21 protein-coding genes are annotated in these 25936 nt (G+C 65.3%); 12 read left to right on the top strand and 9 right to left on the bottom strand.

Annotation, left to right across the window (positions count from 1 at the left end):
- Positions 1-121: 121 nt before the first annotated feature.
- Positions 122-640: a peptide-methionine (S)-S-oxide reductase MsrA gene (gene msrA / locus EHH60_RS23880; RefSeq protein WP_124161863.1), complete on the top strand. Its 519-nt coding sequence runs from the start codon at positions 122-124 to the stop codon at positions 638-640.
- Between the two features lie 209 nt (positions 641-849).
- Here msrA and EHH60_RS23875 read toward each other — a convergent pair whose 3' ends face one another.
- The 8 genes from EHH60_RS23875 to EHH60_RS23835 form a co-directional block, all read right to left on the bottom strand.
- Complete coding sequence (locus EHH60_RS23875) at positions 850-3693, bottom strand: ATP-binding protein (protein WP_124161862.1); 2844 nt, start codon at positions 3691-3693, stop codon at positions 850-852.
- Positions 3694-3958: 265 nt separating this feature from the next.
- Positions 3959-5119, bottom strand: coding sequence for an MFS transporter (locus EHH60_RS23870; protein ID WP_124161861.1), 1161 nt, complete (start codon positions 5117-5119; stop codon positions 3959-3961).
- A gap of 1046 nt (positions 5120-6165) precedes the next feature.
- Positions 6166-7398: a Zn-dependent hydrolase gene (locus EHH60_RS23860; RefSeq protein ID WP_124161860.1), complete on the bottom strand. Its 1233-nt coding sequence runs from the start codon at positions 7396-7398 to the stop codon at positions 6166-6168.
- Positions 7391-8176: an ABC transporter ATP-binding protein gene (locus tag EHH60_RS23855; RefSeq protein ID WP_199751857.1), complete on the bottom strand. Its 786-nt coding sequence runs from the start codon at positions 8174-8176 to the stop codon at positions 7391-7393. Before EHH60_RS23855 ends, EHH60_RS23860 begins: the two co-directional genes overlap by 8 nt.
- On the bottom strand, positions 8173-8946 hold the full coding sequence (locus EHH60_RS23850; protein ID WP_124161858.1) for an ABC transporter permease: 774 nt from the start codon (positions 8944-8946) through the stop codon (positions 8173-8175). Before EHH60_RS23850 ends, EHH60_RS23855 begins: the two co-directional genes overlap by 4 nt.
- A 63-nt stretch (positions 8947-9009) precedes the next feature.
- Entirely contained in the window at positions 9010-9954 is a 945-nt protein-coding gene (locus tag EHH60_RS23845) for an ABC transporter substrate-binding protein (RefSeq protein ID WP_124161857.1), read from the bottom strand.
- Between the two features lie 105 nt (positions 9955-10059).
- Positions 10060-10785: a histidine utilization transcriptional repressor HutC gene (gene hutC, locus EHH60_RS23840; RefSeq protein WP_124161856.1), complete on the bottom strand. Its 726-nt coding sequence runs from the start codon at positions 10783-10785 to the stop codon at positions 10060-10062.
- Complete coding sequence (locus EHH60_RS23835; protein WP_124161855.1) at positions 10782-12140, bottom strand: formimidoylglutamate deiminase; 1359 nt, start codon at positions 12138-12140, stop codon at positions 10782-10784. Before EHH60_RS23835 ends, hutC begins: the two co-directional genes overlap by 4 nt.
- Positions 12141-12225: 85 nt before the next feature.
- Between EHH60_RS23835 and hutI the strand changes: the two genes are divergently transcribed.
- Genes hutI through hutU form a run of 3 tightly spaced genes read left to right on the top strand, consistent with a single transcriptional unit; the run spans position 12226 to position 16677 of the window.
- A complete protein-coding gene (hutI, locus tag EHH60_RS23830; RefSeq protein WP_124161854.1) occupies positions 12226-13440 on the top strand; it encodes an imidazolonepropionase in 1215 nt (404 codons plus the stop codon).
- Positions 13437-14996, top strand: coding sequence for a histidine ammonia-lyase (gene hutH / locus EHH60_RS23825; protein WP_124161853.1), 1560 nt, complete (start codon positions 13437-13439; stop codon positions 14994-14996). Before hutI ends, hutH begins: the two co-directional genes overlap by 4 nt.
- A gap of 10 nt (positions 14997-15006) precedes the next feature.
- Positions 15007-16677 (top strand): urocanate hydratase, encoded by a 1671-nt coding sequence (hutU, locus tag EHH60_RS23820; RefSeq protein ID WP_124161852.1) that lies wholly within the window; start codon positions 15007-15009, stop codon positions 16675-16677.
- Positions 16678-16683: 6 nt separating this feature from the next.
- Here hutU and EHH60_RS23815 read toward each other — a convergent pair whose 3' ends face one another.
- Positions 16684-17319 (bottom strand): TetR/AcrR family transcriptional regulator, encoded by a 636-nt coding sequence (locus EHH60_RS23815; protein WP_199751854.1) that lies wholly within the window; start codon positions 17317-17319, stop codon positions 16684-16686.
- Positions 17320-17573: 254 nt separating this feature from the next.
- Between EHH60_RS23815 and EHH60_RS23810 the strand changes: the two genes are divergently transcribed.
- Genes EHH60_RS23810 through EHH60_RS23775 form a run of 8 tightly spaced genes read left to right on the top strand, consistent with a single transcriptional unit; the run spans position 17574 to position 25935 of the window.
- Positions 17574-18434, top strand: a complete 861-nt coding sequence (locus tag EHH60_RS23810; RefSeq protein WP_124161907.1) for an FAD binding domain-containing protein — start codon at positions 17574-17576, stop codon at positions 18432-18434.
- Entirely contained in the window at positions 18431-18952 is a 522-nt protein-coding gene (locus EHH60_RS23805; RefSeq protein WP_124161850.1) for a (2Fe-2S)-binding protein, read from the top strand. The genes EHH60_RS23810 and EHH60_RS23805 overlap by 4 nt, the downstream gene beginning before the upstream one ends.
- Positions 18949-21324 carry a xanthine dehydrogenase family protein molybdopterin-binding subunit gene (locus EHH60_RS23800; protein WP_124161849.1) on the top strand — a complete coding sequence of 792 codons (2376 nt, stop codon included), beginning with the start codon at positions 18949-18951 and terminating at the stop codon, positions 21322-21324. Before EHH60_RS23805 ends, EHH60_RS23800 begins: the two co-directional genes overlap by 4 nt.
- Positions 21325-21347: 23 nt before the next feature.
- On the top strand, positions 21348-22589 hold the full coding sequence (locus EHH60_RS23795) for an ABC transporter substrate-binding protein (RefSeq protein ID WP_124161848.1): 1242 nt from the start codon (positions 21348-21350) through the stop codon (positions 22587-22589).
- A gap of 11 nt (positions 22590-22600) precedes the next feature.
- Positions 22601-23476: a branched-chain amino acid ABC transporter permease gene (locus tag EHH60_RS23790; RefSeq protein ID WP_124161847.1), complete on the top strand. Its 876-nt coding sequence runs from the start codon at positions 22601-22603 to the stop codon at positions 23474-23476.
- Positions 23473-24471 carry a branched-chain amino acid ABC transporter permease gene (locus tag EHH60_RS23785; RefSeq protein WP_124161846.1) on the top strand — a complete coding sequence of 333 codons (999 nt, stop codon included), beginning with the start codon at positions 23473-23475 and terminating at the stop codon, positions 24469-24471. The genes EHH60_RS23790 and EHH60_RS23785 overlap by 4 nt, the downstream gene beginning before the upstream one ends.
- A complete protein-coding gene (locus EHH60_RS23780) occupies positions 24468-25223 on the top strand; it encodes an ABC transporter ATP-binding protein (RefSeq protein ID WP_124161845.1) in 756 nt (251 codons plus the stop codon). The genes EHH60_RS23785 and EHH60_RS23780 overlap by 4 nt, the downstream gene beginning before the upstream one ends.
- A complete protein-coding gene (locus EHH60_RS23775) occupies positions 25216-25935 on the top strand; it encodes an ABC transporter ATP-binding protein (RefSeq protein WP_124161844.1) in 720 nt (239 codons plus the stop codon). Before EHH60_RS23780 ends, EHH60_RS23775 begins: the two co-directional genes overlap by 8 nt.
- Position 25936: the final 1 nt, after the last annotated feature.

The following is a 25936-nucleotide window of genomic DNA, read 5'->3' as shown; positions in this document are numbered from 1 at the left end:
GTCCATCCGGTTCTAGGAACCGGGTGGACACGGGCGCAATGCACGGCTTTCGGCCGGGCGGCCGAAAGCATATATTTGGCGGGATGCAGAACGGGCAGAGCGATCAATTGGGAGCGGACAGATGACGACAGAACGCGCAGTTTTGGCCGGGGGCTGCTTCTGGGGCATGCAGGATCTCATCCGCAAGCAGCCGGGCGTGGTCTCTACCCGCGTCGGCTACACCGGCGGGCGGGTCAAGAATGCCACCTATCGCAATCACGAAGGTCATGCCGAAGCGATCGAGATCATCTTCGATCCCGCAAAGACCAGCTTCCGCAGGATGCTGGAGTTCTTCTTTCAGATCCACGATCCCACCACGCTCAATCGCCAGGGCAATGATATCGGCACGAGCTATCGCTCCGCGATCTTCTACACCAGTGACGAGCAGAAGAAGATCGCCGAAGACACCATCGCCGACGTCGAGGCGTCGGGCCTTTGGCCGGGCAAGGTGGTGACCGAGGTCGCTCCCGCTGGCGAGTTCTGGGAGGCCGAGCCGGAGCATCAGGATTATCTCGAACGCTATCCTGACGGCTACACCTGCCACTTCATCCGGCCCGACTGGAAGCTGCCGCGGCGTGCGGCTGCCGCTCAGGGCCTATGATAGAGAGAGTTGGAGAAATCGAACCCTCCACGACGTCATGGCCGGGCTTGTCCCGGCCATCGACGTCTTGCCACGTCGCACAAAGAACTTGGACGCCCGGCCTTCGCCTCGCCGAAGCGGCTTCGGCCGCGCAGGCGGGACAAGCCCGGGCATGACGACCAACTTGTGAACGTGCACCCTCGGCTGCTGCTGGGGGCGAGGCGGCGCCGTCAGTTTCGGAGTTGTGCCATCAACTCGCGCGCGGTGCGCATGTCGGCGATCTCGGCGCCCTCCGTGAACGATCCGGAGACATTCTTCAGAATGGCCAGAGCTTCCGCACTCCGGCCGGCCCCCATCTTGAGCCGTGCGAGGCTGATCGCGCAGCGCAGCTCCCAGAAGCGCGCGCCCTGCTGGACGGCAATATCCATGGCCTCGCCAAAGCGAGCCTCGGCGTCCCATGAACGCCGCGCGCTTCTGAGCATCAACTCGCTCTTGATGCGGATCAGCTCAGGCAGGTACCAGAGCTCCTGCCGGTCGTTGCAACGGGTCAGGACGTCACCGATGACGTCGAGGCCGCGATCGACCTGGTCGGCTTCGCCAAAGCAGGCCGCAAGCTCGCCGAGCAGGGGAAGAAAGCGCGGCAGGAAGCGTGCATCTCCGGCGCGATTGAGTTCTTCGCGCAGCAGCGGCAGGCCGATCGCGACGTCGCCGCGCTTGGCGACGACTGCCGCATTGAAGGCCCTTGCCCACAGGCCCCACAGCCGGATCGCGTGCCGATCGGTGTGCTCAAGCAGCTCGCGGCCGTGGCGTTCCGCGGCGTCGAGATCGCCGGCCCAGAAGGCGATCGGGCATGCGGCCTGGCCGAGCACGCTGCAGAAGGTCAGGGCGTGGCCGTTGGCTCGGCCTTCCTCGATGTTTCTTGCCGCCAGCGCCTGCGCCTGGTCGGCGAGTCCCTGCAGCCACAGGATGCGGGCCCGGAAATACTGGGTTGAGATCCTGAGATCGAGCGGGAAGATCTTGGGCTTCTCCGCCAGAAAGTGCAGCGATGCATTGACCCGGTCGATGCGCTGCCGCGCGTCATTCTGATCACCGAGATAGTGCAGCGCGACAGCCGTCAGCCGGTCGCCCAGCATGACGTCGGACTTGTCGGGAGAGTTCGCCGCCGCGCTCGCAAAACGATCGGCGAACGCACGGGCGTTGCCGAACTGTCCGTTGTTGAACTGGTCGATGCATAGTCCCCAGAGCGCGCGCAGCCGGAAATCCTTGTCGTCGAGCCTGTCCGCCAGCTCGAGAGTCGTCTCCAGGATCGGGCGCGCCTCGCGCGCGCGGCCCTCGCCATACATCAGCGACCAGCCGAGTGCCGACAGCAACTGCATGCGGATGCGGTCGTTGTCCCCGCCGTCTCCGAGCGCCGCCAGTGCCGTTCTGCTGCGCTCGCGGCACTCGGCGAACAGCGAAAGGCGCACCCAAAGGGTGATCGCGGCCGCCGTCAGCGCGATACCGAGCCTTGTATCGCCGTCGGGCGCGAAAGCCCAATCCAGCGCGGCGCGCACATTGTCCAGCTCTCCCGAATAGATGTTCAGCCATTCGGGCAGCTTTGTCGATGTATCGGCCTCGGCGTGCTCGAACAAATCGCGAAAATGCTCGGCATGGCGCCGCGCAAACGTCCTGTATTCACCGAGCTCGTTCAGCTTCCCGAGCGCGTAGGTGCGTGTGGTGTCGAGCAGTCGATAGCGTAGCGTCCGCGAGCCCGACGGAGAGATCAGCGATTTGGTGACCAGGCTGTCGATCGCCTCCAAGGTCTCCGAGGTGCTGAAGCCCTCGCCGGACGCGACCGCGGCGGCGGCCTCCGGCGCGAATGGCCCGGCGAACACCGACAGTCGCCGCAAGGTGGCGCTTTCCGTCGGAGGCAGGAGGTCGTAGCTCCAGTCGAGGGCCGCGGCGAGGGTCTGGTGCCGCGGCACGGCCGTGCGCCGCCCCCGCCATTGCAGCGAAAAGCGGCTGTCGAGCAGGGAGGCCGTTCCGGCGATGCCGTACGCATTGACACGGCCCGCCGCGAGCTCGATCGCCAGCGCAATGCCGTCGAGGCGCCGGCAGATGCTCGCCACCAGCGGCGCTTCTTCCGCGCTGAGCTGGAACGGACCCGCGCTCTGCGCGATGCGCTCGACGAAAAGCTGGGCCGCAGGGTAGGCGAGAACCTCGGCGACATCCAGGCCCTCTCGCTCCGGCGGACAATCCAGCGGGAACAGACGAAAGATCCGCTCGCCGTCGCTCCGGAACGACTCACGGCTGGTTGCGAGAACGCGAAGCTGCGGCGCTTCGCGAACGATGCGCTCCACGAGTGGAGCCAGCGTATCCAGCACATGCTCGCAACCGTCGAGGATCAGCAGGGTCGGTTCGGTCCTCAGGAATGTCAGGAGGGCCGGCGTGGGGTCCTCCGAGTTCACGGTCAGTCCGAGGGCCGAGGCGATGGTGGTTGTGACATGGCCGGCGTCCCGCAGCGGACCGAAATCGACGAAGAAGACGCGTCCGCCGAAATCCGCCGAGCGGCGATGCCCGACCGCGACGGCGACGGTAGTCTTGCCGATGCCGCCCGGGCCGACCACTGTCATGAAGCGATGCAGGGTCAAGCCGTTCGAAATCTTCTCGATGACCTCCTCTCGCCCGATCATCTTTGCGAGCTGAGCAGGCAGGGAGCGAGGACGGGTGATTTCGGCTGCGGCTGAGGCGACCGGCGGAGCTTCTTGAGCGAACGGTGCGACAAAGCAATAGCCGCGGCCGGGCACGTTGAGGACATAACGGGTCGACTTGCCGGTATCGCCGAGCGCCTTGCGCAGCGCTGCGACGTGGAAGCGCAGACTGCCCTCGTCGACATTCACGTCGGCCCAGATGCGCTTGACCAGCTCTCTCTTGTCGATGACTTCACCGGGGCGCTCGGCAAGCAGGATCAGAATATCGAGGGCGCGGCCGCCGATGTGAAGCGGCTCCCCTTCCTTCTCCAGGAGCCGGGACTTTGGAAACAGCCGAAATGGCCCGAACGAAATATGCGAGTCGTGATTACTGTGAGCCTGCACGTGCCATTGCCCCCTCCACGGGAGTCAAAAGGTATCGTGTTGTGATCTAGCAGAACGACGCGTCCAGTAAACTGGCCGAAAGCCGCATGGCAGACAGACCGGCGCAGATGGTCTTGGTTTGCTTGGGTCCGCCGGAATAGTGCCTGTGAAAGAAGGGTTTAGGTTGGCATGCCAGGATGATGGCCCTGGACGCGCACATGCATGGGACCATTGCGGCCGGTGGCAATCCCGCCTCTCCCGTCCATAAATTCGGGCGCAAGGCCGCTCACGCATCGACGCGCGACATCTGGCGCTGCTCCGCCGTGACGATCCGCGCCGACAGCGTGACGAGGCCCATCAATGCACCCAGCAGCCAGAATGCCATTGGCAATCCGCCAAGACGTGCGACGAAGCCCACGCCGGCGGGCCCGATCAGGACCCCTGCGTATCCCGCAGTCGTGATCGCCGCGACCGCAAGCCCGGTAGGCATCACCGTTTGTCGCGCCGCCCGGCGGAACAGCACCGGCACGAGGTTCGACGCGCCGAGCCCGATCAGGAGGAATCCGCCGAGGGCGACCGCGGCGACGGGCGCCGTGAGCAGGACCACAAAACCTGCGATCGCTATGAGACTGCCCCAGAGCAATGTCGTGCGGTCGCCGATGCGCGCAACGACCGCGTCGCCGCCGAGCCGGCCTATCGTCATCGCGATCGAGAACACGATGTAGCCGGCTCCGCCTTGCGCCTCGGTGACGAGCCCCGCGCCAATGACGAGGAGTGCGCTCCAATCGAGCATTGCGCCTTCGACGAGGAAGGTGATGGCGCCGAGCAGCGCAAGCAGCAGCACCGATCCGTGCGGCAGCACGAACAACGGGCCCTCCTGCGCCTGCACCGAGCGAAGCAGGCGCGGCCAGGCCACAAACATGGCGATCAGCATCAGGACGGAGCAGATCAATGTGCAGGCGAGTGCGCCGAGTTGCAGCGAGAGCAGCACTGTCACCAGCGCCGATCCGGCGAAGCCGCCGATGCTGAACAGGGCGTGAAAACCGGACATCAGCGGGCGTCCTGCGGCGCGCTCCACCTCCACGGCGTGGATGTTCATGGCGACGTCGATCGAGCCGAGGGCGGCGCCGAAGACGAACAGCGCCAGCGCGAGCGTTGCGGGCGACGCCGCGATGGCCAGCAATGGCAGCACCAACGTTAGACCAAGCCCGCCCGCGATGATAATCGGTTTGCTGCCGTAGCGCGCGCTGAGCACGCCGGTCAGCAGCATCGCGATGACCGAGCCGATGCCGAGGCTGAGCAGAAGCAGCCCGAGAACGCCGTCGTCGACCGCGAGCCGCGCCTTCGCGAACGGCACCAGCGGCGCCCAGCACGCGATGCCGAAGCCCGCGACGAGGAAGGCAAGCCTCGTCGCAAGGCGGGTGGCCGGCCGATCGGCAGAAGACATGAGAACTCCGGAGAAAAGCAGAGGCGGGACGGAGCACAAACCCGACAAATGCCGCGGCTTTATGTCCGAGACGTGCCCGTACCGCCGCGGCCGACACAATGTACGTCGCATGCTCTGATGGCCCGGTGAGCGAAGTCACACCGGGAACTCGCTTGCGAAGATCCCCTGCTACGAAGCCTGTCCTCAAGCGGCGTTTCGCGCCCACCCTTGCGCTCATCGGGCTTCCGCTTCACCCATGTCTTGACCTGTGTCGCCCCATGTCAATCCCACGATCAGAAAATTTTTTATTTTACCGAAATTCGGATTTGTCGTATGTGTCGCCCGTCCCGGCTCATCCTTGAGGGGCGATCGTGAGGTCGTCATGTTCGCGAGCCGGGCTTGCGGTGGACGCGGCAGCGTCGTGCACGAGAGGTGAAGGGCGGGGCGGATTGCTCTCCGTGAGCCCGGAACGGCGTGCGGACGAGCGGCGCTGACAGGTTCGTCCCGACGGTCTTCGATGGCAACGTGCACAACGTCGTCGGAGCCGGTGGGGTCAAGCGAGCCGCGCGTACGGCAAAACCGTGTGGTCCTGGCCGTCGTTGCTACGGTCAAGCTCTTGCGGATGCGGCAGTTGAGTCAACCGGCGCGGCGCCGGTGAATTTCGCTGGGGCGAGGGAGGCCAGAAGGAACTCGGCTCTCGGGAGAGCACGGTATAAGCCGTCCGACCATCGCGCAGGGAAGGCCGAGTGATCGGCACCACCTGTATGCTGCTGTGCGGTTTTCTGCGTGCACCTTTTGCGCAGCGGACCGCGGGTGCCTGTCGGCACCCGGCCTTCCCTGTGCCCTCTTGGCTTAGAGGGCGGAGTGACCACGCAAAGCTCGGGCGAATCAGCCGCGAGATCGAAGGCATGTCTGCGATCCGAAACGCAAGAGGGAAGAGCGATGCTGCTACCTCGTACTCCGTCATTGCGAGCCAACGGGGCCGCGCTCTGCGCGGACCCGTTGGCTCGCAATGACGATTTGAAGAGAGCGGGTGCCAAACTCTCGGTCGCGCTCCGGGCGCCACGCTAACTCCCAAGAATCCGCCGGCACGCCTCGACGAACACCTCAGCTCCGGTGATGATGTCCGCATCGGAGGTGTTCTCGGTCCAGTGATGGCTGATACCGCCGATCGATGGCACAAACAGCATTCCGGCGGGCATGACGGTTGCGAGCATCTGCGCATCGTGCCCCGCGCCGCTCGGCATGCGGATGGACCGGCCGCCGGCGACGGCCTTGCCCGCCGCCTCGATCGCGTCTTGAAAGGCGGAATTCATCATCGCGGGCGCGCCTGTGCGGAGTTTTTCGACGGTGACACTGCAGGGACCGTTCGCGCTGGCCTCCGCTGCCATGGTCCGGAGCAACTGCTCCAGCCGCGCAATCACAGCCGGATCGTCGTCGCGGATCTGGAACAGCATCTCTGCTGCGCCTGGAATGATACTCGGCGCGCCCGGATCGAGCGTGATGCGTCCGGTGGTCCAGACCGTGCGCGGGCCGCAGACGGCCGGAAAGCGCTGGTCAATGGCGACGCAGAATTTAGCCAGCGCCAGGCCCGCATCCTTGCGTACTGCCATCCGGGTGGTGCCGGCGTGGTTCTGCTCGCCAGCGAAGTTGATCTGGTATTGCCAGATGCCGACGATGGAGGTCACCACGCCGATCGCGAGGCGGCCGCTTTCGAGCGTGTCGCCCTGCTCGATATGCGCCTCGAGATATCCGACGTGCCGTCCGGGCTCAGCGGTGATGCGCGAACGCCCGGCGAGCCCCATCTCGGCAAGTGCATCGCGCATGGTGCGGCCGCTGGTGCGGTCGCGCGCGGCGTCGATATCGGCCTCGCTTACCTGGCCGACATAGGAGCGCGAGCCGAGGAAATGCCCGAAATGTCCCTCCTCGTCGCACCAGCAGGCAACTTCGACGGCGCCATTCACAGAGGGGGCCGGATTGAGAACCCTCGCGGCCTCGAGCGCGTAGACGACGCCGAGCGGGCCATCGAGCCAGCCGGCGTAGTTCTGGCTTTCCAGGTGCGAGCCCGCCAGCAGCTTCGGCCCGGGCTTGGCGCTGGTTCCGAAAACGTTGCCGATACCGTCGATCGTTGCGGAGAGGTTGGCCTCGGGCAGCTTCTGGACGAGCCATTCCAGAGAGAGCTTGTGCGGCTCGGAGAAGGTCGGCTTGTGCACGCCGGTCTTGTAGGCGCCCATTGCGCGCAGCGCATGAAGGTCGGCGAGGACGCGAATTCCGTCGGCGCGGGGCTGGGTGTCAGGCATGTTCGGCAACTTTCAGCGCCTCGGTGCGAATCTCCTCGACCAGCCGTTCCTTGAGCTGGATGAATTCCGGCGTGGTCTTGATCTTGTAGGAGCGCGGATGCGGCAGGTCCACATTGATTTCGGCCTTGATACGGCCGGGACGCGCGCTCATGACGATGACACGGCTGCCGAGGAAGATGGCTTCCTCGATGTCGTGGGTCACGAACAGCACCGTCTTCTGGTCGCGCTCCCAGATTCCCAGCAGCATCTCCTGCATCAAGGCGCGGGTCTGGTTGTCCAGCGCGCCGAAGGGTTCGTCGAGCAGCAGGATCTTCGGATCATTGGCGAGCGCACGCGCGATCGCCGTGCGCTGCTGCATGCCGCCGGAGAGCTGCTTGGGCCAATGGTTCTCGAAGCCGGACAATCCGACCTGGCGGATGAAGGCGTCGGCGATCCCGTTGCGCTCCGCCTCGGGCACGCCGCGCTCGCGCAGGCCGAAGGCGATGTTCTCGCGCACGGTCAGCCAGGGGAACAGCGTATAGGACTGGAACACCATGCCGCGATCGGCGCCGGGGCCGGTCACTTCGCGCCCGTCGAGCGTGACGCGACCGCTGGTCGGGCGGTCGAGGCCGGCGACGATGCGCAGCAGCGTGGACTTGCCGCATCCGGACGGGCCGAGGATGGTGACGAAGTCGTTGTTGCCGATGACGAGGTCGGTCGGCTCCAGCGCCCTGGTCGGCGCGTTGCCGTGGCGCGCCGGGAAGGTGCGCGAGACCTGTTCGATCTTGAGCGTCGTCATGCGAGCTTCCAGGGAAACAGCCAGGCGTTGAACGCCTTGAACAGGAAGTCCGAGATCAGGCCGATCAGGCCGATCACGATGATGCCGAAGATGATCTGGCCGGTGTTGAGCAGCGCCTGGCTGTCGGTGATCATATGACCGATGCCCGAGGACGAGCCGATCAGCTCGGCGACGATGACGTAGGTCCAGGCCCAGCCCAGCACCAGCCGCAGGATCTCGGCGATCTCAGGTGCGGAGGAGGGCAGCAGCACGCGGCGGATGATGCCGCGGTCGCTCGCTCCGAGCGTATAGGCCGCCTCGACCAGATCGCGCCGCGTGGCGCCGACCGTCACCGCGACCATCAGGATGACCTGGAATACCGAGCCGATGAAGATGACGAGCAGCTTTTGCAGCTCGCCGATGCCGGCCCACAGGATCAGGAGCGGGATGAAGGCGGAAGCGGGCAGATAGCGCGCGAACGACACGAACGGTTCGAGGAAGGCCTCGACGGGCTTGTAGGCGCCCATCAGCACGCCGAGCGGCACCGCGATGATCGCGGCGAGCGCAAAGCCGCCGACGACGCGCCATATCGTCATGCCGATGTCGAACAGGAAGCCGTGCTTGGTGAGCAGCTCGATGCCCTCCTGAACCATGGTCAACGGATTGGCGAGGAAGGTCTTCGACACATGGCCGCCGAACGTCGCCCAGGACCAGAGGGCGACGAACAGCACGAAGAACGCAAGGCCGTAGGCCGCGCGCTGCCTCGATGTAACAGGGTCCAGAGGACGCATCAAATTGTGAATCCGAATAGAGCGCCGGCTCCGCCTCTGGCGGAACCGGCAGCTCGAAGAAAGTTACTTGATGAAGCTGGCGTCGTAGAGGTCCTCGACCTTCGGCGCAGCCTTGATGATGCCGATCTCGAGCAGGAGCTCGGCGGCCTCCTTGTTGAAGGTCAGGAAGTCGCCGGCGAAGAACTTCTGGTTCGCGGCCTTGTCCTGCCAGCGCAGGTATTTCGCCGAGTTGCCGAACTGCTCGCCGGTCTGCTTCACGTCGGCGCCCATGATCTCGTAGGCCTTGGCCTGATCCTTGGCGATCATGTCGAGCGCCTCGAAATAGCTGTCGGCGAGCGCCTTGGCGGCCTTCGGATTCTCGGTGAGGAATTTCGGCGTGCAGCCGAAGGTGTCCATCACCATCGGGTAGTCGAGCGTGGTGGCGATGATCTTGCCCTTGTCGGGCGCGGCACGCACCGTCGACAGATATGGCTCATAGGTCATCGCGGCGTCGTTCTGGCCGGAGACGAAGGCCTGCGCCGCCGCGGCCGGCTCGAGGTTCACCACCGTGACGTCCTTCGTAGTGAGGCCGTTCTTCTTCAGCATCCAGGCCAGCGCGAAATAGGGCGAGGTGCCCGGTGCGGACGCGGCGACGGTCTTGCCCTTGAGGTCCTTGATCGCGGCGACGTCGTTGCGCACGGCCATGCCGTCGGCACCATAGCTCTTGTCGAGCTGGAAGATCTGCTTGGTCGTAACACCGTTGGCGTTCCAGGAGATCCAGGTCTCGACCGTGGTCGCGGCGCACTGGATGTCGCCGGAGGCGATGGCGAGGTGGCGGTCCTTCTGCGGAATCTTCTTGATGGTGACGTCGAGGCCGTTCTTCTTGAAGATGCCGGCCTCCTTCGCCAGCGTCAGCGGCGCAAAGCCGGTCCATCCGGAAATGCCCATGCCGACCTTGACGTCCTGGGCGAGCGCCGGAGTGGAGGCCGCGAGAGCGATGATTGTCGCAAATACTGTCGAACTACGCATGATTATCGTCCTCTTGCCGATCGATGGTTTGACGTCCTGTTGATCTTTGCCGGCCCATATGGGCGATTCCGCGAAGCGTTGCACGATTTGTGCCGACATATCCTCTCAGCCTCCCTTGAATCGCGCGACAAGGCGGTGAGAGTCACCGGGATAGAGCAGGCGCACGGCGGTGATCGTGCGTGCGCTGCGCCACGTGTAGCGATCGATGACAAGACAGGGCGCGCCGACGGCGATCGCGAGCGCGTCCGCCGTGTGATCGTCCGCAACGATGGCGCTGATCGTGTGCTCGGCTTCTGTCCATGGGACATGGTGAAGCAGCCAGGAACCGGGCGGCTCGCGCGAGAAGTCCGCGGTCGCGGCATCCGGCACCGACGACAGATCGATCAGCCTGTCCTCGACGGCGAAGGGCACGTTGTCGGCGCTATGGCGGCAGGTGATCGCGACCACCTTGCCGGCCTTGTTCACGCCGAGACGGTCGCGGTCGGCGGCGGTCGCGGTGCGCAGCTTGCGGCCGATCAGCTCGTAACCGTAGGAGCGGCCGAGCGCGGTGATCTCGGCGCGAATGTCGGCGATCTTGAGCACCGCCGATTGATGCTGCGGCCGGCGCACGAAGGAGCCGGCACGCCGCCGCCGCTCGATCAGGTCGGCCTGTGCCAGCTCCGACAGCGCCTTGTTCACGGTCATGCGCGAGCAGCCGTAGCGAGCGACCAGTTCATGCTCGAACGGAATGCGATGGCCGGGCGGCCACTCGCCGGTCAGGATGCGCTTCTCGATGTCGGCGCGAATGCGTTTGTAGAGCGTCGGCTTGTCGGCATCGGTCACGAGGCTCATGCGACGAGCCTCCGCACCGCCGCGTTGAAGCGTTCGCGCGCGGCTTGGCGCAATCCATGCTGACCGCCCTCAACCACCTTGCGGCCGCCGGCCCAGACGCAATCGATGGCGGCGCCGCCGGCAGAAAATATCCAGCCGTCGATGACCGCGTCGTGCGCTCGTCCTGCCAGCGATGGATGCGCCGTGTCGAGCGTGACGATGTCGGCGCGTGCACCGGGTGTGAGGCCGATGGCCGGTTGCGCCAGCGCCCGCGCGCCGCCGGCGAGTGCCCCGTCGAACAGCGAACGTCCTGTGGAGCGACCTGCGCCGCCGGAGAGGACGTTGCGCTGGCGGTGCTTGAGCCGCTGGCCGTATTCGAGCTGGCGCAATTCGTCAGCGGCGCCGATCAACACGTTGGAATCGCTACCGATGCCGAAAAAGCCGCCGGCGTCGACAAACTCCCGCGCCGAAAAAGTGCCGTCGCCGAGGCTCGCCTCCGTGATCGGACAGAGGCCCGCCACCGCACCGGTCTTGGCGAACGCCGTCACTTCCTCACCCGTCATGTGGGTCGCATGAATGAGGCACCAGCGCCGATCGACCGGTGCATGCTCGAGCAGCCATTGCACCGGACGCCGGCCCGACCAGGCGAGGCAATCCTCGACCTCCTTCACCTGTTCGGCCGCATGAATGTGCACCGGCCCGCCATCGGCGAGTGGAATGATCGCGGCGAGCTCGTCCGGCGTAACCGCGCGCAAACTGTGCGGTGCGATGCCGATATTGGCGCCAGGCAACGCGCTGATTGCGCGGCGCGAGGCCGCCACCAATGCGGAGAATTGATCGACCGAGCAGATGAAACGGCGCTGTCCGGCATGCGGCGCTGCGCCTCCAAACGAGCCATGCGCATAGAAACTTGGCAACAACGTCAGCGCAATGCCCGAGGCTTCGGCGGCCTGTGCAATGCGCACGGCCATCTCGGCGGGGTCAGCGTAGGGCGAGCCGTCGCGGTCGTGGTGCAGATAGTGGAATTCGCCGACGCGGGTAAAACCCTGCTCGAGCATCTCGACATAGAGCAGCGCCGCCACGGCCGCGACGTCGTCGGGCGCCATTGCCAGCGCAAAGCGATACATCGTCTCGCGCCAGGTCCAGAAGGTATCGGTGCTGTCGCCGCGCAGCTCCGCAAGCCCTGCCATGCCGCGCTGGAAGGCGTGGCTGTGCAGGCTCGCCAATCCCGGAAGCGCGATCTGATGGCGCTCGTCGCCGGCGCCAGGCTGCACGCCCGCCGTCACCTCCGCGATCGCGCCGGCGGCGATGACCACCTGCACGTCATTGGCCCAGCCCGAAGGCAGGAGCGCGGAAGCGAAATGCAGTCGTGTCATGGTTACACGCCGGCTGGACAGAACGGCGTTACGATTATATGTCTAGACATATAAGTCAAGCATCCGACGCCGAATGGATACCCGCATGGCAGAACGCTTCGACCGGATCTGGCACAATGCCCGCCTCGCCACGCTGCGAGGTGACGGCCCCGATCTCGGCGAGGTCGAACGCGGCATCATCGCCGCCCGCGGCGGCAGGATCGTCTATGCTGGTGCGCAGGCCGATTTTTCGGTGGACGCCGATGCGGCCGAACGGATCGACTGCGACGGGCGCTGGATCACGCCGGGGCTCGTCGATTGTCACACCCATCTGGTCTATGGCGGCGATCGCGCGCATGAATTCGAGCTGCGCCTGAAGGGCGCGAGCTACGAGGAGATCGCGCGCGCGGGCGGCGGCATCGTTTCGACCGTGGCAGCGACGCGCAAGGCAAGTGAGGCCGAGCTCGTCGCAAGCGCGTTGCCTCGGCTCGATGCCTTGATCGCCGAAGGTGCAACCACGATCGAGATCAAATCCGGCTATGGTCTCGACACCGAAACGGAGTTGCGGCAGCTCGCGGCCGCGCGCAGCCTTGGCCGCGAGAGGCCGGTCGCGATCCGCACCTCCTTCCTCGGCGCGCATGCGCTGCCCGTCGAAGCCGATGGCGACAAGGATCGCTACATCGATCTCGTCTGCGAGGAGATGCTGCCGGCGGTTGCGAAGGCGGGCCTCGCCGATGCCGTCGACGCTTTCATGGAAGGCATCGCGTTCTCGGCCGCGCAAACCGCGCGGGTGTTCGAAACGGCGAGGGGACTTGGACTGCCGGTCAAGCTCCATGCCGACCAGCTCTCGAATCTTGGCGGTGCCGCGCTGGCCGCGAAATTCTCGGCGCTCTCGGCCGATCATCTGGAGCACACCGACGAGGCCGGTGCGGCCGCAATGGCGAAGGCCGGCACGGTTGCGGTGCTGCTGCCGGGTGCGTTCTATTTCATTCGCGAGACGCAGAAGCCGCCGGCGGAGACGTTCCGCAAGCATGGTGTTCCCATGGCGCTGGCAACCGACTGCAATCCCGGCAGCTCGCCGCTGACCTCGCTGCTGCTCGCGATGAACATGGGAGCTACGCTGTTCCGGATGACTGTGGCTGAATGCCTCGCCGGCGTCACCCGCGAAGGCGCGCGCGCGCTCGGTGTCCTCGAGGAGGCCGGTACGCTGGAGGCAGGCAAATGGTGTGACCTTGCGATCTGGGACATAGAGCGCCCGGCCGAGCTGGTCTACCGCATCGGCTTCAATCCGCTGCACCGCCGGGTGTGGAGGGGAGCGTGACGGAGCGGAACACAGTGATCGTCGTCAAACCGGGGACGGTCGGTCTCGATGATTTCGCGCGCATGCTCGACGGTGCGCCCGTCGTGCTCGATCCGTCGTTCTGGTCACGCGTCGAGGCGGCGGCGGAGATCGTCGCGAAGGCGGCGCGGGCCGATGCGCCGGTCTACGGCATCAACACCGGCTTCGGGAAGCTGGCTTCGAAGCGCATTCCGCCCGATCAGACCGCGCGGCTCCAGCGTAACCTGATCCTCTCGCATTGCTGCGGCGTCGGCGCTGCGACGCCGGAGCCGATCGTCCGCCTGATGATGGCGCTGAAGATCATCTCTCTCGGTCGTGGCGCCTCCGGCGTGCGCCGCGAGCTGATCGAGCAGCTTCAGGACATGCTGGCGCGGGGCGTCACGCCGCTCGTGCCGCAGCAGGGTTCCGTTGGCGCCTCAGGCGATCTCGCGCCACTTGCGCATATGACCGCCGTGATGATCGGCGAAGGCCAGGCGATCGTTGACGGGAAAACCGTGTCCGGCGCTGAAGCGCTGGCAGCTGCGGGCCTTTCGCCGCTGACGCTCGGCCCCAAGGAGGGCCTAGCGTTGATCAACGGCACGCAGTTCTCGACCGCCTACGCCCTGTCAGGCGTGCTGCGTGCGTTTCGCCTTGCCTGCGCCGCGCTCGTGACCGGCGCATTGTCGGTCGATGCGGCGATGGCTTCCACGGCGCCGTTCCGTCCCGAGATCCAGGCGCTACGCGGCCATGCCGGTCAGATCGCCGCGGCGGCGACGCTGACGGCGCTGCTCGATGGCAGCGACATCCGCCTCTCGCATCTCGAAGGCGACGAGCGCGTGCAGGATCCCTATTGCCTGCGCTGCCAGCCGCAGGTCGCGGGCGCCGCGCTCGACCTGATCACGCAGGCAGCGCACACGCTGATCGTGGAGGCTAACGCCGTCACGGACAATCCGCTGGTGCTGGTCGAGACCGGCGAGATCGTCTCCGGCGGCAATTTCCACGCCGAGCCGGTCGCCTTCGCTGCCGACGCCATTGCGCTGGCGCTGGCGGAGATCGGCGCGGTCAGCGAGCGGCGCATTGCCACGCTGGTCGATCCCGCGCTCAACTTCGGACTTCCGCCGTTCCTCACCCCCGATCCCGGCATCAATTCCGGCTTCATGATCGCCGAGGTGACGGCGGCCGCGCTCTATGCCGAGAACAAGCAGCGCGCAGCTGCCTGCTCGATCGACTCGACACCAACCAGTGCCAACCAGGAAGACCATGTGTCGATGGCCGCACATGCCGCGCGGCGCCTGTCCGATATGGCCGACAACCTCGCCGCCATCCTCGGCATCGAGCTCTTGGTCGCCGCCCAAGGCATCACGCTGCGCGCGCCGCATGCGACCAGCGCGCCGCTTGCTGCCGTCATCGCCGCCTTGCGCGAGCAGGTGCCGGCACTTGGTGCCGATCGCTACATGGCTAGCGATCTCGCCAAGGCCGCTGCATTGATCGAAGCCGATGCGCTTCCAGCTGCCGCGCTCGCCCAGCTTCCTACTGATCCGTTTCCGAGACTCGTCTGAAGAGGTCCGCATGAACCGCCGACTGGACAATGACCGCACTATCCGCGCGCCCCGCGGCAGCGACATCAGCGCCAAGAGCTGGCTCACGGAAGCGCCGCTGCGCATGCTGATGAACAATCTCGATCCGGATGTGGCGGAGCGCCCGAGCGAGCTCGTGGTCTATGGCGGCATCGGCCGCGCCGCACGCGACTGGGAGAGCTTTGACCGGATCGTTGCGGCCTTGCGCAAGCTCGAAGCCGACCAGACGCTGCTGGTTCAGTCCGGCAAGCCGGTCGGCGTGTTCCGCACCCATGCGGACGCGCCGCGCGTGCTGATCGCGAACTCCAACATCGTGCCGCATTGGGCGACGCTCGATCATTTCAACGAGCTCGATCGTAAGGGCCTGATGATGTACGGCCAGATGACGGCCGGCTCCTGGATCTATATCGGCAGCCAGGGCATCGTGCAGGGCACCTACGAGACTTTCGTCGAGGTCGGTCGACGCCATTATGGCGGCAGCCTGGCCGGCAAATGGATCCTTACCGCGGGCCTTGGCGGCATGGGGGGCGCGCAGCCGCTGGCCGCGACCATGGCCGGCGCCTCGATGCTCGCGGTCGAATGCCAGCCGAGCCGCATCGAGATGCGCCTGCGCACCGGCTATCTCGATCGCCAGGCCGCAACGCTCGACGAGGCGCTCGCGATCATGGCGGAGGCCGCGAAGACGAAGCGGGCGGTCTCGGTCGGTTTGCTCGGCAATGCCGCGGAAGTTTTCCCGGAGCTGGTCCGCCGTGGTGTCAAGCCCGACATCGTCACCGACCAGACCAGCGCGCATGATCCGATCAACGGGTACTTGCCGAAGGGCTGGACGCTGGCCGACTGGGAGGCGAAACGCGCTTCGGATCCGAAGGCAGTCGAGCGCGCGTCGAAAACCTCGATGGTCGATCATGTCCAGGCCATGCTGGATTTCCACGCGCAGGGCATTCCGACGCTCGACTACGGCAACAACATCCGCCAGATGGCGCAGGACATGGGCCTGAAGAACGCCTTCGATTTCCCCGGCTTCGTCCCCGCCTATATCCGGCCCTTGTTCTGCCGCGGCATCGGGCCGTTCCGCTGGGCCGCGCTCTCGGGCGATCCCGAGGACATCTTCAAGACCGATGCCAAGGTGAAAGAGCTGATGCCCGGCGACAAGCATCTGCACAATTGGCTCGACATGGCCAAGGAACGCATCAAGTTCCAGGGCCTGCCGGCGCGGATCTGCTGGGTCGGCCTCGGTGATCGCCATCGCCTCGGTCTCGCCTTCAACGAGATGGTGGCGCGGGGCGAGCTGAAAGCGCCGATCGTGATCGGCCGCGATCATCTCGACAGTGGCTCGGTGGCGAGCCCCAATCGCGAGACCGAGGCGATGAAGGACGGCTCGGACGCCGTGTCCGACTGGCCCTTGCTCAATGCGCTGCTCAATTGCGCCAGCGGCGCGACCTGGGTGTCGCTGCATCATGGTGGCGGCGTCGGCATCGGCTATTCCCAGCACGCCGGCATGGTGATCGTCGCCGACGGCACGACGGAAGCCGCCAGGCGCATCGAGCGCGTGCTCTGGAACGACCCGGCGAGCGGCGTCATGCGCCATGCCGATGCGGGCTATGAGACGGCGATCGACTGCGCGCGCACCAACGGCCTCGATCTGCCGAGTTTGGCAAAGTAGGTGAAGTCAAGCGCCGAGCCGGGGCGTACTGCTTACCAGTTTTGGCATCGTCGTCTTCGCGCCGTCCATGAAGGTCTGGACGGCGTCGCGGACGATGGCGCCGAGATCAGGCGGGATCGGCGTTGCGTAAATGAACTTACGGATCGCGAGATAGAAGATGCGGCCGTGCAGGCCCCAAAACAGCTCGGTCTCGCGTTCGCTCAGTGCATGATCTCTTGCGTCGGGCAGCTTCAGCTCATGGCGCAGCTCGGCGGCCGCCGGCTCGATGACCTCTCGGCGGACGATGTCGAGATAGCGGCTGGTGATGCCGAACGACTTCATGCCGGAGAACACGAAGATCCGCACCCAATTGTACTCGAAAACGCGCTCGACATAGTCGAGATAGAAACGGGTGAGCCGCGCCTCCAGTGGCAAGGCTCGGTCCCGGATCATCGGTCCCCAATCGGGTGACCAGCGGCTGAGATAGACGTCCTGGTAGACCCGCTCGATCAGCGCCTCCTTGCTGGGGAAGTGACGGTAGATCGCCGAATGCGTGATGCCCATGCGCTTGGCTAGCTCGCGGGTCTGGCCTTCGAAGCCGCGCTCCGCAAAGAATCGGATTGCCTCGTCCACGATCGCGCGCTCTCGATCCGCCGCGCGCATATTGCGGCGCTTTGGCGCAGACTTGTTGCCGGTCTCGCTCCGCTTGCGGACCGGTCGTTTCGCCGTTTTCTGCGCTTTTCGGGCCATTTCGTCGCTGAATCGTACGCCTGGGTGCCTTCATAGCCCAAGCTGCATTTGTAACCAAATGGTCATTTCCTGTTGACCGCCTCCCAGCGGCGTGTCAGGATTTTGAGACCAGATGGTTACAAATCTGGCTCCCGGCTGATGAGCCGATGGATTTCGAGGAAACGGCAGTGAAGGCGAGGGCTTTCAGCTATTTTCGTGCTGCAACGATCGACCAGGCGCTGGACGCTCACGCGCGCGCCGGGGACGATGCGCGTTTCATCGCCGGCGGCCAGAGCCTCGTGCCGGCGCTGTCGCTGCGGCTCCAGGCGCCGCGGCTGCTGATCGACATCACGCATATCGCCGAGCTGCGCGGCATCAGGCGCGAAGGCGCCTGTTTGCGCATCGGCGCGCTGACGCGCCACTGCGAGATGCTGAGCGAGCCGCTGATCGCGGAATTTGCGCCACTGCTGCATGCCGCGGCTCCCTTCGTCGCCCATCCCGCAATCCGCAACCGCGGCACGTTCGGGGGCAGCGTCGCACTGGCCGATCCGGCTTCCGAATTTCCCGCGATGACCTTGGCGCTGGATGCTGAGATCGAGATCGCCGGTTCCTCGGGCAGTCGGCGCGTGAAGGCCGACGACTTCTTCGTCGACCTGTTCGAGACGGCGCTACAGCCAGGAGAGCTGATCACTGCAATTTACGTTCCGTTGTTCAAGGCCGATCAGCGCTTTGCATTCGACGAACTGGCGCGGCGGCGCGGGGATTATGCGCTGGTCGGCTGTGGCATGCTTGCGACTTTCACGAGCGATCGGATCGACGACATCCGCATCTCCTTCTTCTCCGTCGGCAATACGCCGACGCGAGTGAAAGGCGCTGAGGCGGCCCTGATCGGCTTCGGCCTCGATGCGGAACGTATCGCTGCTGCGCAGGCGGCGCTCGAGAGTGATCTCGCGCCGCCCGAGAACGACGAGGTGCCGCCGGCCATGCGGCTGCACCTCGCGCGCGTGTTGCTCGGTCGTCTGCTCGGCCGTCTCGGAGAGGCGGGATGAGCGGTTTTGAAGAAACCATCCTGGACGAGGCCGACGAGACTGTGCGCGTTCGCTTCGTCGTCAATGGCCGCAAGGTCGCCTGCGAAGTCGCTCCGCGCGAGACGCTGGTCGATTGCCTGCGTGGCGAATTGGAGCTGACCGGTACGCATGTCGGCTGTGAAATGGGGGCCTGCGGCGCCTGCCTGGTGCAGGTCGACGGCCGCGCCGTGCACTCATGCCTGATGTTTGCCGTGCAAGCGGATGGCGCCAGGATCGATACGATCGAGGGCCTCACCGAGAGTGGAGCGATCGCCGACCTCCAGGCCGAATTCCATCGCCGCAACGCGCTGCAATGCGGCTTCTGCACGCCGGGCATGCTGGTCAACGCCCACGAGTTGCTCTCGCAGATGGCGCAGCCGAGCCGCGAGGCGATCCGTGATGCATTGTCGGGAAATTATTGCCGCTGTACCGGCTATGAAGCCATCGTCGACGCCATCGACGCTGTCGCCAAAGCACGCAGCGTCGGAGACGCGAGATGACGGCGCCTCTGACCTCGCTCGACCGCCCGAATTCCTACATCGGCCGTTCCCTGCCGCGGCCGAATGCCAAGCGTCTGCTTGCCGGTCGCGGGCGATATGTCAGCGACCTCCGTCTGCCGCGCATGCTCTATGCTGCGTTCCTGCGCAGTCCGCGTGCCCACGCGACGATCGTTTCGATCAATGCCGACGAGGCGCGTGTGCTGGAAGGCGTGCATCTCGTCGCGACCGGTGCGGATCTCGCAAAGATCTGCACGGCCTGGACCGGGACACTCGATCATTTCAAGGGCATGACATCCGCGCCGCAATTGCCGCTGCCGCTGGATCGCGTGGTCTGGGCCGGACAGGCGGTGGTCGCCGTCGTCGCCGAGAGCCGTGCGATCGCCGAGGATGCGCTGGAGCTGATCGAAGTCGACTACGAGGACCTTCCCGCTGTCGTCGACATCGACGTCGCACGTGAGGCCGGCGGCCCGCAGGTCAATCCCGGCAGCGCGAGCAATATCTGCTTCCGCAGCCAGCTCGACAGCGGCACCGTCGATGACGCCTTCGCGCATGCAGCCCATGTGGTGGAGGAGGAATTTTTCTTCGGCCGCCATACCGCGGTGACGCTGGAGCCGCGTGCCATCGTCGCAGATTATGATCCCGCCGCCGGGATGCTGACCGTGCACCATGGCACCCAGACGCCCTACCAGTTCCAAGACCTCTATTCGCGCCACTATGGCATCCCGGAAGCCCGTGTTCGCGTGATCGCGACCGACATCGGCGGCTCTTTCGGAATGAAGCTGCATGTCTATCACGAGGACATGGCGGTGGTCGGCCTTTCGATCCTACTCGGCCGTCCCGTGAAGTATGTCGCCGACCGCATCGAGTCGTTCGTCTCCGACATTCACGCCCGCGAGCACCGCGTCCGCGCCCGCATGGCGCTCGACACCAAGGGCGAGATTCTCGCGATGGACGTGCTGGATCTGACCGCGATCGGCGCGTTCTCGACCTATCCACGCACCAGCGTGGTCGAGGGCAATCAGGTAATCCGCCTGATCGGTGCGCCCTATCGCTTCAGGAACTACCGCGCCACACTGGAGGTGATCTTCCAGAACAAGGTACAGACCAGCCAGTATCGCGCCGTCGGCCATCCCATCGCCTGCGCCGTCACCGAGCGCATGGTCGATATGGCGGCGGCGAAGCTCGGCCTCGATCCTTTCGCCATCCGCGCGCAGAACGTGATCGCCGATGATGCCTATCCGCAGACGTCGCCGACCGGATACCGCTTCGAGGCACTGTCGCATCAGGCGTGCCTCAAGCGCCTGCACGAGATGATGGGCTACGACGACTTGCGTGCCGAGCAGGCAGAGTTGCGCAAGCGCGGCGTCTACCGAGGCATCGGCATTGCCACCTTTGTCGAGATCACTAATCCCAGCCCGGCGTTCTATGGCGTCGGCGGCGCACGCATTTCTTCGCAGGACGGGGCGATCGTCAGCCTGACGCCGTCGGGCGAGGTGCGCTGCCTGATCTCGGTCACCGAGCAGGGGCAGGGCACCGAGGCGATCATCAGTCAGATCGTGGCCGATCAGCTCGGCCTAGCGCAGGAGCATGTCAAGGTCATCACCGGCGATACCGAGGTGACGCCGCATGGCGGCGCCACCTGGGCCTGCCGCGGCGCCGGCATCGGCGGCGAGACCGCGCTCCAGGCGACGCGCGCGCTCAAGCGCAACATTCTGGAAATCGCCGCGCTGATCCTTCAGGAGCAACCGTCGGCGCTGGACATCGTCGATGGCGAGGTCGTCGACGCAGGCACGCGAAACCAGCGGATGCCGATCGCGGAGATCGCGCGCATCGCCTATTTCCGCTCTGATACGCTACCGCCGGGCACGCAGGCACAACTTACCGTCAGCCACCACTTTGCGCCGCAGGGCTATCCATTCGCCTTCACCAACGGCATTCAAGGCTGCTCGCTGGAGGTCGATGTCGACACTGGATTCATCAGGCTCCTGAAGCATTTCATCGTCGAGGATTGCGGCCGGGTCATCAATCCGATGCTGGTGGACGAGCAGCTGCGCGGCGGTATCGTGCAGGGGCTGGGCGCGGCGCTGTTCGAGGAATGCCGCTACAGCGACACAGGCCAGCTCGTGAACGGCTCGCTCGCCGACTACCTCGTTCCGATGCCGATGGAGATGCCCGACATCCTCATTACCCATGTCGAGACGCCGACCGCCGATACCGAGCTCGGCGCCAAGGGAGTCGGCGAGGCCGGCACCGCGGCAGCGTCCGCCTGCGTGCTCAATGCCGTCAACGATGCGCTCGCGCCGTTCGCTGCCACGATCAATGCGATCCCGATTACGCCGACCAAAGTCCTGAAAGCCCTGAAGCGTTTCTAGAAAAAAGACAGTTGGAGGAAATCATGCCCAAATCCGGTTCGACCCCGAAGATAACCCGCCGCACCACGCTCGCCGGCCTCTCGGCCAGCGCAGCCCTGCCCGCCATGCCGCGGCTCGGCCGCGCCGCCGACGAGACGATCCGCATCGGCTTCCCCACGCCGCTGACCGGGCCGTTCGCTGCCGAAGCGCGCGATCAGGTCAAATGCGCCGAGCTCGCGGTGAAGCTGGTCAATGACAAGGGTGGCGTTGCCGGCCGCAAGGTCGAGCTGCTGGTGCGCGACGACAAGCTGAATGCCGGTGAAGCCGCGACCCGCACGCTCGAGCTGATCGAGAAGGACAAGGTCCATGCCGTGGTCGGCGCGCTCTCCAGCGCGGTGCAACTGGCGGTCAACGAGGTCACCCGCGCCCGCGGCGTGATCTACGTCTCGATCAGCCAGTCCGACACCATCAATGAGGCCAAGGACTTCAGCAAATATACCTTTCACGAGGCGCTGAACCCGCACATGACGACCGCGGCCGTGGCACGACAGACGCTGAAGAAGGGGATGAAGGTCGCTCATCTCGTCGCCGACTATGCGTACGGTCACGAGATGCTGCGCGGCTTCAAGCGCGCTCAGACCGTGATCGGTGCGGACAGTGTCGGCGAGATCCTGCATCCGTTCGGCGCCGCCGACTATTCCACCTTCATGCCGCGCCTGATGTCGATGCGGCCGGATGTATTGTGCATCTCCAATTTCGGCCGTGACCAGGCAAACGCCATCAAGCAAGCCGTAGACTTCGGCGTCAAGCAGCAGATGAAGATCGTCGTGCCCGTCATCCTGCACAACCAGCGGCTCGCGGTCGGTCCCGACGTGTTCGAGGGCGTGGTCGGTGGCGCCAACTATTATTGGGGCCTGGAGACGCAGAGCAAGTCGGCGGCCGCGTTCAACGCAGCGTTCAAGGCCGCCAACGGCGGGGCGATTCCGACCGACTATGGCGCCTACGGGTATTCCGGCGTCGGATCGCTGCTGGCCGCCATGCAGGCCGCCGGCGGCACCGAGACCGACAAGGTCGTCGATGCCCTGGAGAAGCTGCAATATGATCTGACCAAGGGCCCGCAGCATTACCGGAAATGCGACCACCAGTCGGTGCAGTCGGTGCTGGTGCTGGAGTCCAAGAAGAAGTCCGCCATGGTAAATGAGAACGATCTGTTCGCGATCCTGGCCAACGACGCGGGGACCGACGACATGCTGCGCAGCTGCAGCGAACTCGGCCACGCGACCTGAAGCCTGTCACGATGGACCTGTCGCTGATCATCATGCAGCTTCTCTCCGGGATCGCCCTTGGGGCGGTCCTGGTGATCACTGCGCTTGGGCTGACGATCGTGTTCGGCATGCTCGGGGTGGTCAACTTCGCCCACGGCGCGCTGTTCATGATCGGGGCCTATGCGGGGCTGTATCTGGCATCGCTCACTGGGAGCTTCTGGTGGGGGCTGCTGCTCGCACCTATTTTGATCGGCGCCTTCGGCATGCTGATCGAGTTCGTGCTGATCAGGAGACTGTATGGACGCTCGATCGACGACCCGCTGCTGCTCACCTTCGGCCTCAGCTACATCCTGGTCGAGGGCGTGCGCATCGTGTTCGGCAGTGACGGCATTCCTTTTCCGACGCCGCCGCAGCTGATCGGCGTGCTCGATCTCGGAATCGGCTTCTTCCCGCGCTATCGCCTGTTCGTCATCGTGCTCGTGGCGGTGGTGCTGCTGGCGCTCTGGCTGACGCTGGAGAAGACCCGCGTCGGCCTGATCGTGCGCGCCGGCGCGCGCGATCCGACCATCATGCAGGTGCTGGGCGTCGATATTGGACGGGTCTGGCTCGCGATCTTCGGGCTCGGCGTTGGGCTTGCCGCGCTCGGCGGCGTGCTCGCCGGGCCCATGCGCAGCGTGAATCCGGAGATGGGCTCGCTGGTTCTGGCGGAAGCCTTCGTGGTGACCGTCATCGGCGGGCTCGGCTCGATCGTTGGCGCAGTCGTAGCTGGTCTCATGGTCGGCGTATCCATCAGCATGGTGGCGCTGTTCGCGCCGGAGATGGCGACCATCGTCATGTTCGCGCTGATGGCGGTGGTGCTGCTGATCCGCCCGCAAGGCCTGTTCGGCGTGAGAGGGAGGACCGCGTGACGGGACCTTCGAGTAGCGAAGCGCTCACCAAACCCGCCTCCAGCGGGCTCGGCTGGCTCCTCGACCAGCGTGTTCTGCTCTCCATTGCCGTGCTTGCATTGCTGCCCTGGCTGCTGCCATCGAAGGCGCTGGCCGTCAACGTCCTGATCTACGGCGTGGTGGTGATGGGCTACAATCTGCTGTTCGGCTACACGGGCCTGTTGTCGTTTGGCCAGGCGGCGTTCTTCGGTGCAGGCGCCTATTTCACGGGCATCGCGATCGGACGCTACGGCATGCCCTGGTTCGCCGCCGTACCGGTTGCCGTACTCCTCAGCACTTGCCTGGCCGCCGCGATCGGCGTGGTCTCGACGCGCACCCGCGGCATCTATTTCTCGATGGTAACGCTGGCCTTGGCGCAACTCGTCTATTACGTCGCGCTCCAGGCGGCCTCCTTCACCGGCGGCGAGAACGGGCTGCGGGGCTTCACGGTCGACCGCATCAGCCTGTTCGGCCTTCAGGTCAATTTCCTGGATCCCGTCAACAAATATTACGTGCTGATGGCGTTCGCGGCGCTCGCGATGTGGTTCCAGTCGCGCATCCTGAACTCACCTTTTGGGGCCGTCATCGAGGCGATCCGCGAGAACGAGCAGCGGGCACGGGCCTGCGGCTATGACGTCGAACGCAGCAAGCTGGTCGTGTTCATGCTGTCGGGCGCGATCTCATCGCTCGGCGGCTGCATGCTGGCACTGCATCTGTCGATCGTGCCACTGGACATCCTGCACTACCAGACCTCGGGCATGATCGTGATGATGGTGTTGCTCGGCGGCGCCAGCAGCTTCTTCGGGCCGTTCGTTGGTGCTGCCAGCTTCCTGATCCTGGAGGACGTGATCTCGCTCTGGACGCCGCATTGGCAAATCATCGTTGGTGCGATCTTCGTGCTGTTCGTGCTGTTCCTACCCAAGGGCATCTGGGGAACGCTGCTCGATGCGCTCGGCATCGGAAAGGCGCGGCGATGAGTGGTGAATTGCTTCGCGCCGAAGGCATCGGCAAGCGCTTTGGCGGCTTCGTCGCGCTCGAAGGCATCACCGTGTCCTTTGCGGCCGGACAGCTGACTTCGATCATCGGGCCGAACGGCGCCGGCAAGAGCACCTTCTTCAACATCCTCTCGGGCGCGCTGACGCCGACCTCGGGCAAGCTGCATTTCAGGGGTCGTGAGCTGAACGGCCTGCCGCAGCATCGCTTCGTGCATCAGGGAATCTCGCGCTCCTACCAGATCACGAACATCTTTCCGGATCTGTCCGTGCACGAGAACGTGCGCGTGGCAGCCCAGGCGCTGATCGTAAGCTACGACATCTGGCGCAACCGCGCCCGGCTCGTTGAACTGAATGGGCGCGCAGACGCCGCGCTCGACGCAGTCGGGCTGCTGGCTAGGCGGAACGAACTGGCGAAATTCCTGTCGCATGGCCAGCAGCGCGCACTGGAGATCGCGATCGCGTTGGTCGCCGAGCCGGAATTGCTCCTGCTGGACGAACCGACCGCCGGCATGGGGCCGGAAGAAACCAAGGACATGGTCGCTCTGCTCGAGCGCCTCGCCGACAAGCGCACCGTGCTCCTGGTGGAGCACAAGATGAAGATGGTGCTGGGGCTCAGTAAGCGAGTCGTGGTGCTGCATCACGGCCGCCTGCTGGCGGACGGCGCGCCCGACGAGATCAGGAGCAATCCGGAGGTCCGCCGGGTCTATCTCGGACAGAGTGAAGGCTATGGCTGAGACCGCGCTGCTCGAAATCGACGATCTCCATGCCTGGTACGGCACCAGCCATGTCCTTCATGGCATCTCGCTGCATGTGGACCCGGGCGAGGTGGTCGCCCTGGTCGGCCGCAACGGCGCCGGGAAGACCACGACTTTGCGCGCGATGATGGGCCTGATGCCAAGGGCGACGGGCCGCGTGCGCTTCGCCGACAGTGAATTGTTGCCGCTCCGCGCGCATCAGCGCTTCCATCTCGGCCTCGCTTACGTGCCCGAGGAACGCCGCATTGTCTCCGGCCTGTCCGTGCGCGAGAATTTGCGGCTCGGTCTCGTCGCGGCCGGCGCCGATATCGAGGAGCGCGCGGCGATCGACGAGATCGCCGAGACCTTCCCGCGCCTGAAGGAGCGTCTCGATCAGGAGGGCGTGACGCTCTCGGGCGGAGAACAGCAGATGCTGGCGATTGCGCGCGCGCTGATCGCAAAGCCCAGAATGATCCTGCTTGACGAGCCCTCGGAGGGCATCATGCCAGTCCTCGTCGAGGAGATGGGCGTGCTGTTCCGCCGCCTGCGCGACGAGGGCAAGACGCTGCTGCTGGTGGAGCAGAACGTTGAATGGGCGTTGCGGCTGGCCGACCGCGCCGTCATTATTGATCAAGGTGAGGTCGTGCATCAGAGCAGCGCGGCGGCGCTGCTCGCGGACAAGGATATCCAGGAGCGCTACTGCGCAGTGTGAC

Source organism: Bradyrhizobium sp. RP6 (genome assembly GCF_003837805.1).
In the GTDB taxonomy this organism is placed as follows: domain Bacteria; phylum Pseudomonadota; class Alphaproteobacteria; order Rhizobiales; family Xanthobacteraceae; genus Bradyrhizobium.
Note: the sequence above shows the minus strand (reverse complement) of the source record. Positions and strands in the feature narration are given on the sequence as shown.

Coding starts and splice junctions, on each gene's coding strand:
- msrA (WP_124161863.1), top strand. CDS start 122: ATGACGACAGAACGCGCAGTTTTGGCCGGGGGCTGCTTCTGGGGCATG.
- EHH60_RS23870 (WP_124161861.1), bottom strand. CDS start 5,119: ATGTCTTCTGCCGATCGGCCGGCCACCCGCCTTGCGACGAGGCTTGCC.
- EHH60_RS23860 (WP_124161860.1), bottom strand. CDS start 7,398: ATGCCTGACACCCAGCCCCGCGCCGACGGAATTCGCGTCCTCGCCGAC.
- EHH60_RS23855 (WP_199751857.1), bottom strand. CDS start 8,176: ATGACGACGCTCAAGATCGAACAGGTCTCGCGCACCTTCCCGGCGCGC.
- EHH60_RS23850 (WP_124161858.1), bottom strand. CDS start 8,946: ATGCGTCCTCTGGACCCTGTTACATCGAGGCAGCGCGCGGCCTACGGC.
- EHH60_RS23845 (WP_124161857.1), bottom strand. CDS start 9,954: ATGCGTAGTTCGACAGTATTTGCGACAATCATCGCTCTCGCGGCCTCC.
- hutC (WP_124161856.1), bottom strand. CDS start 10,785: ATGAGCCTCGTGACCGATGCCGACAAGCCGACGCTCTACAAACGCATT.
- EHH60_RS23835 (WP_124161855.1), bottom strand. CDS start 12,140: ATGACACGACTGCATTTCGCTTCCGCGCTCCTGCCTTCGGGCTGGGCC.
- hutI (WP_124161854.1), top strand. CDS start 12,226: ATGGCAGAACGCTTCGACCGGATCTGGCACAATGCCCGCCTCGCCACG.
- hutU (WP_124161852.1), top strand. CDS start 15,007: ATGAACCGCCGACTGGACAATGACCGCACTATCCGCGCGCCCCGCGGC.
- EHH60_RS23815 (WP_199751854.1), bottom strand. CDS start 17,319: ATGCGCGCGGCGGATCGAGAGCGCGCGATCGTGGACGAGGCAATCCGA.
- EHH60_RS23805 (WP_124161850.1), top strand. CDS start 18,431: ATGAGCGGTTTTGAAGAAACCATCCTGGACGAGGCCGACGAGACTGTG.
- EHH60_RS23800 (WP_124161849.1), top strand. CDS start 18,949: ATGACGGCGCCTCTGACCTCGCTCGACCGCCCGAATTCCTACATCGGC.
- EHH60_RS23795 (WP_124161848.1), top strand. CDS start 21,348: ATGCCCAAATCCGGTTCGACCCCGAAGATAACCCGCCGCACCACGCTC.
- EHH60_RS23790 (WP_124161847.1), top strand. CDS start 22,601: ATGGACCTGTCGCTGATCATCATGCAGCTTCTCTCCGGGATCGCCCTT.
- EHH60_RS23780 (WP_124161845.1), top strand. CDS start 24,468: ATGAGTGGTGAATTGCTTCGCGCCGAAGGCATCGGCAAGCGCTTTGGC.
- EHH60_RS23775 (WP_124161844.1), top strand. CDS start 25,216: ATGGCTGAGACCGCGCTGCTCGAAATCGACGATCTCCATGCCTGGTAC.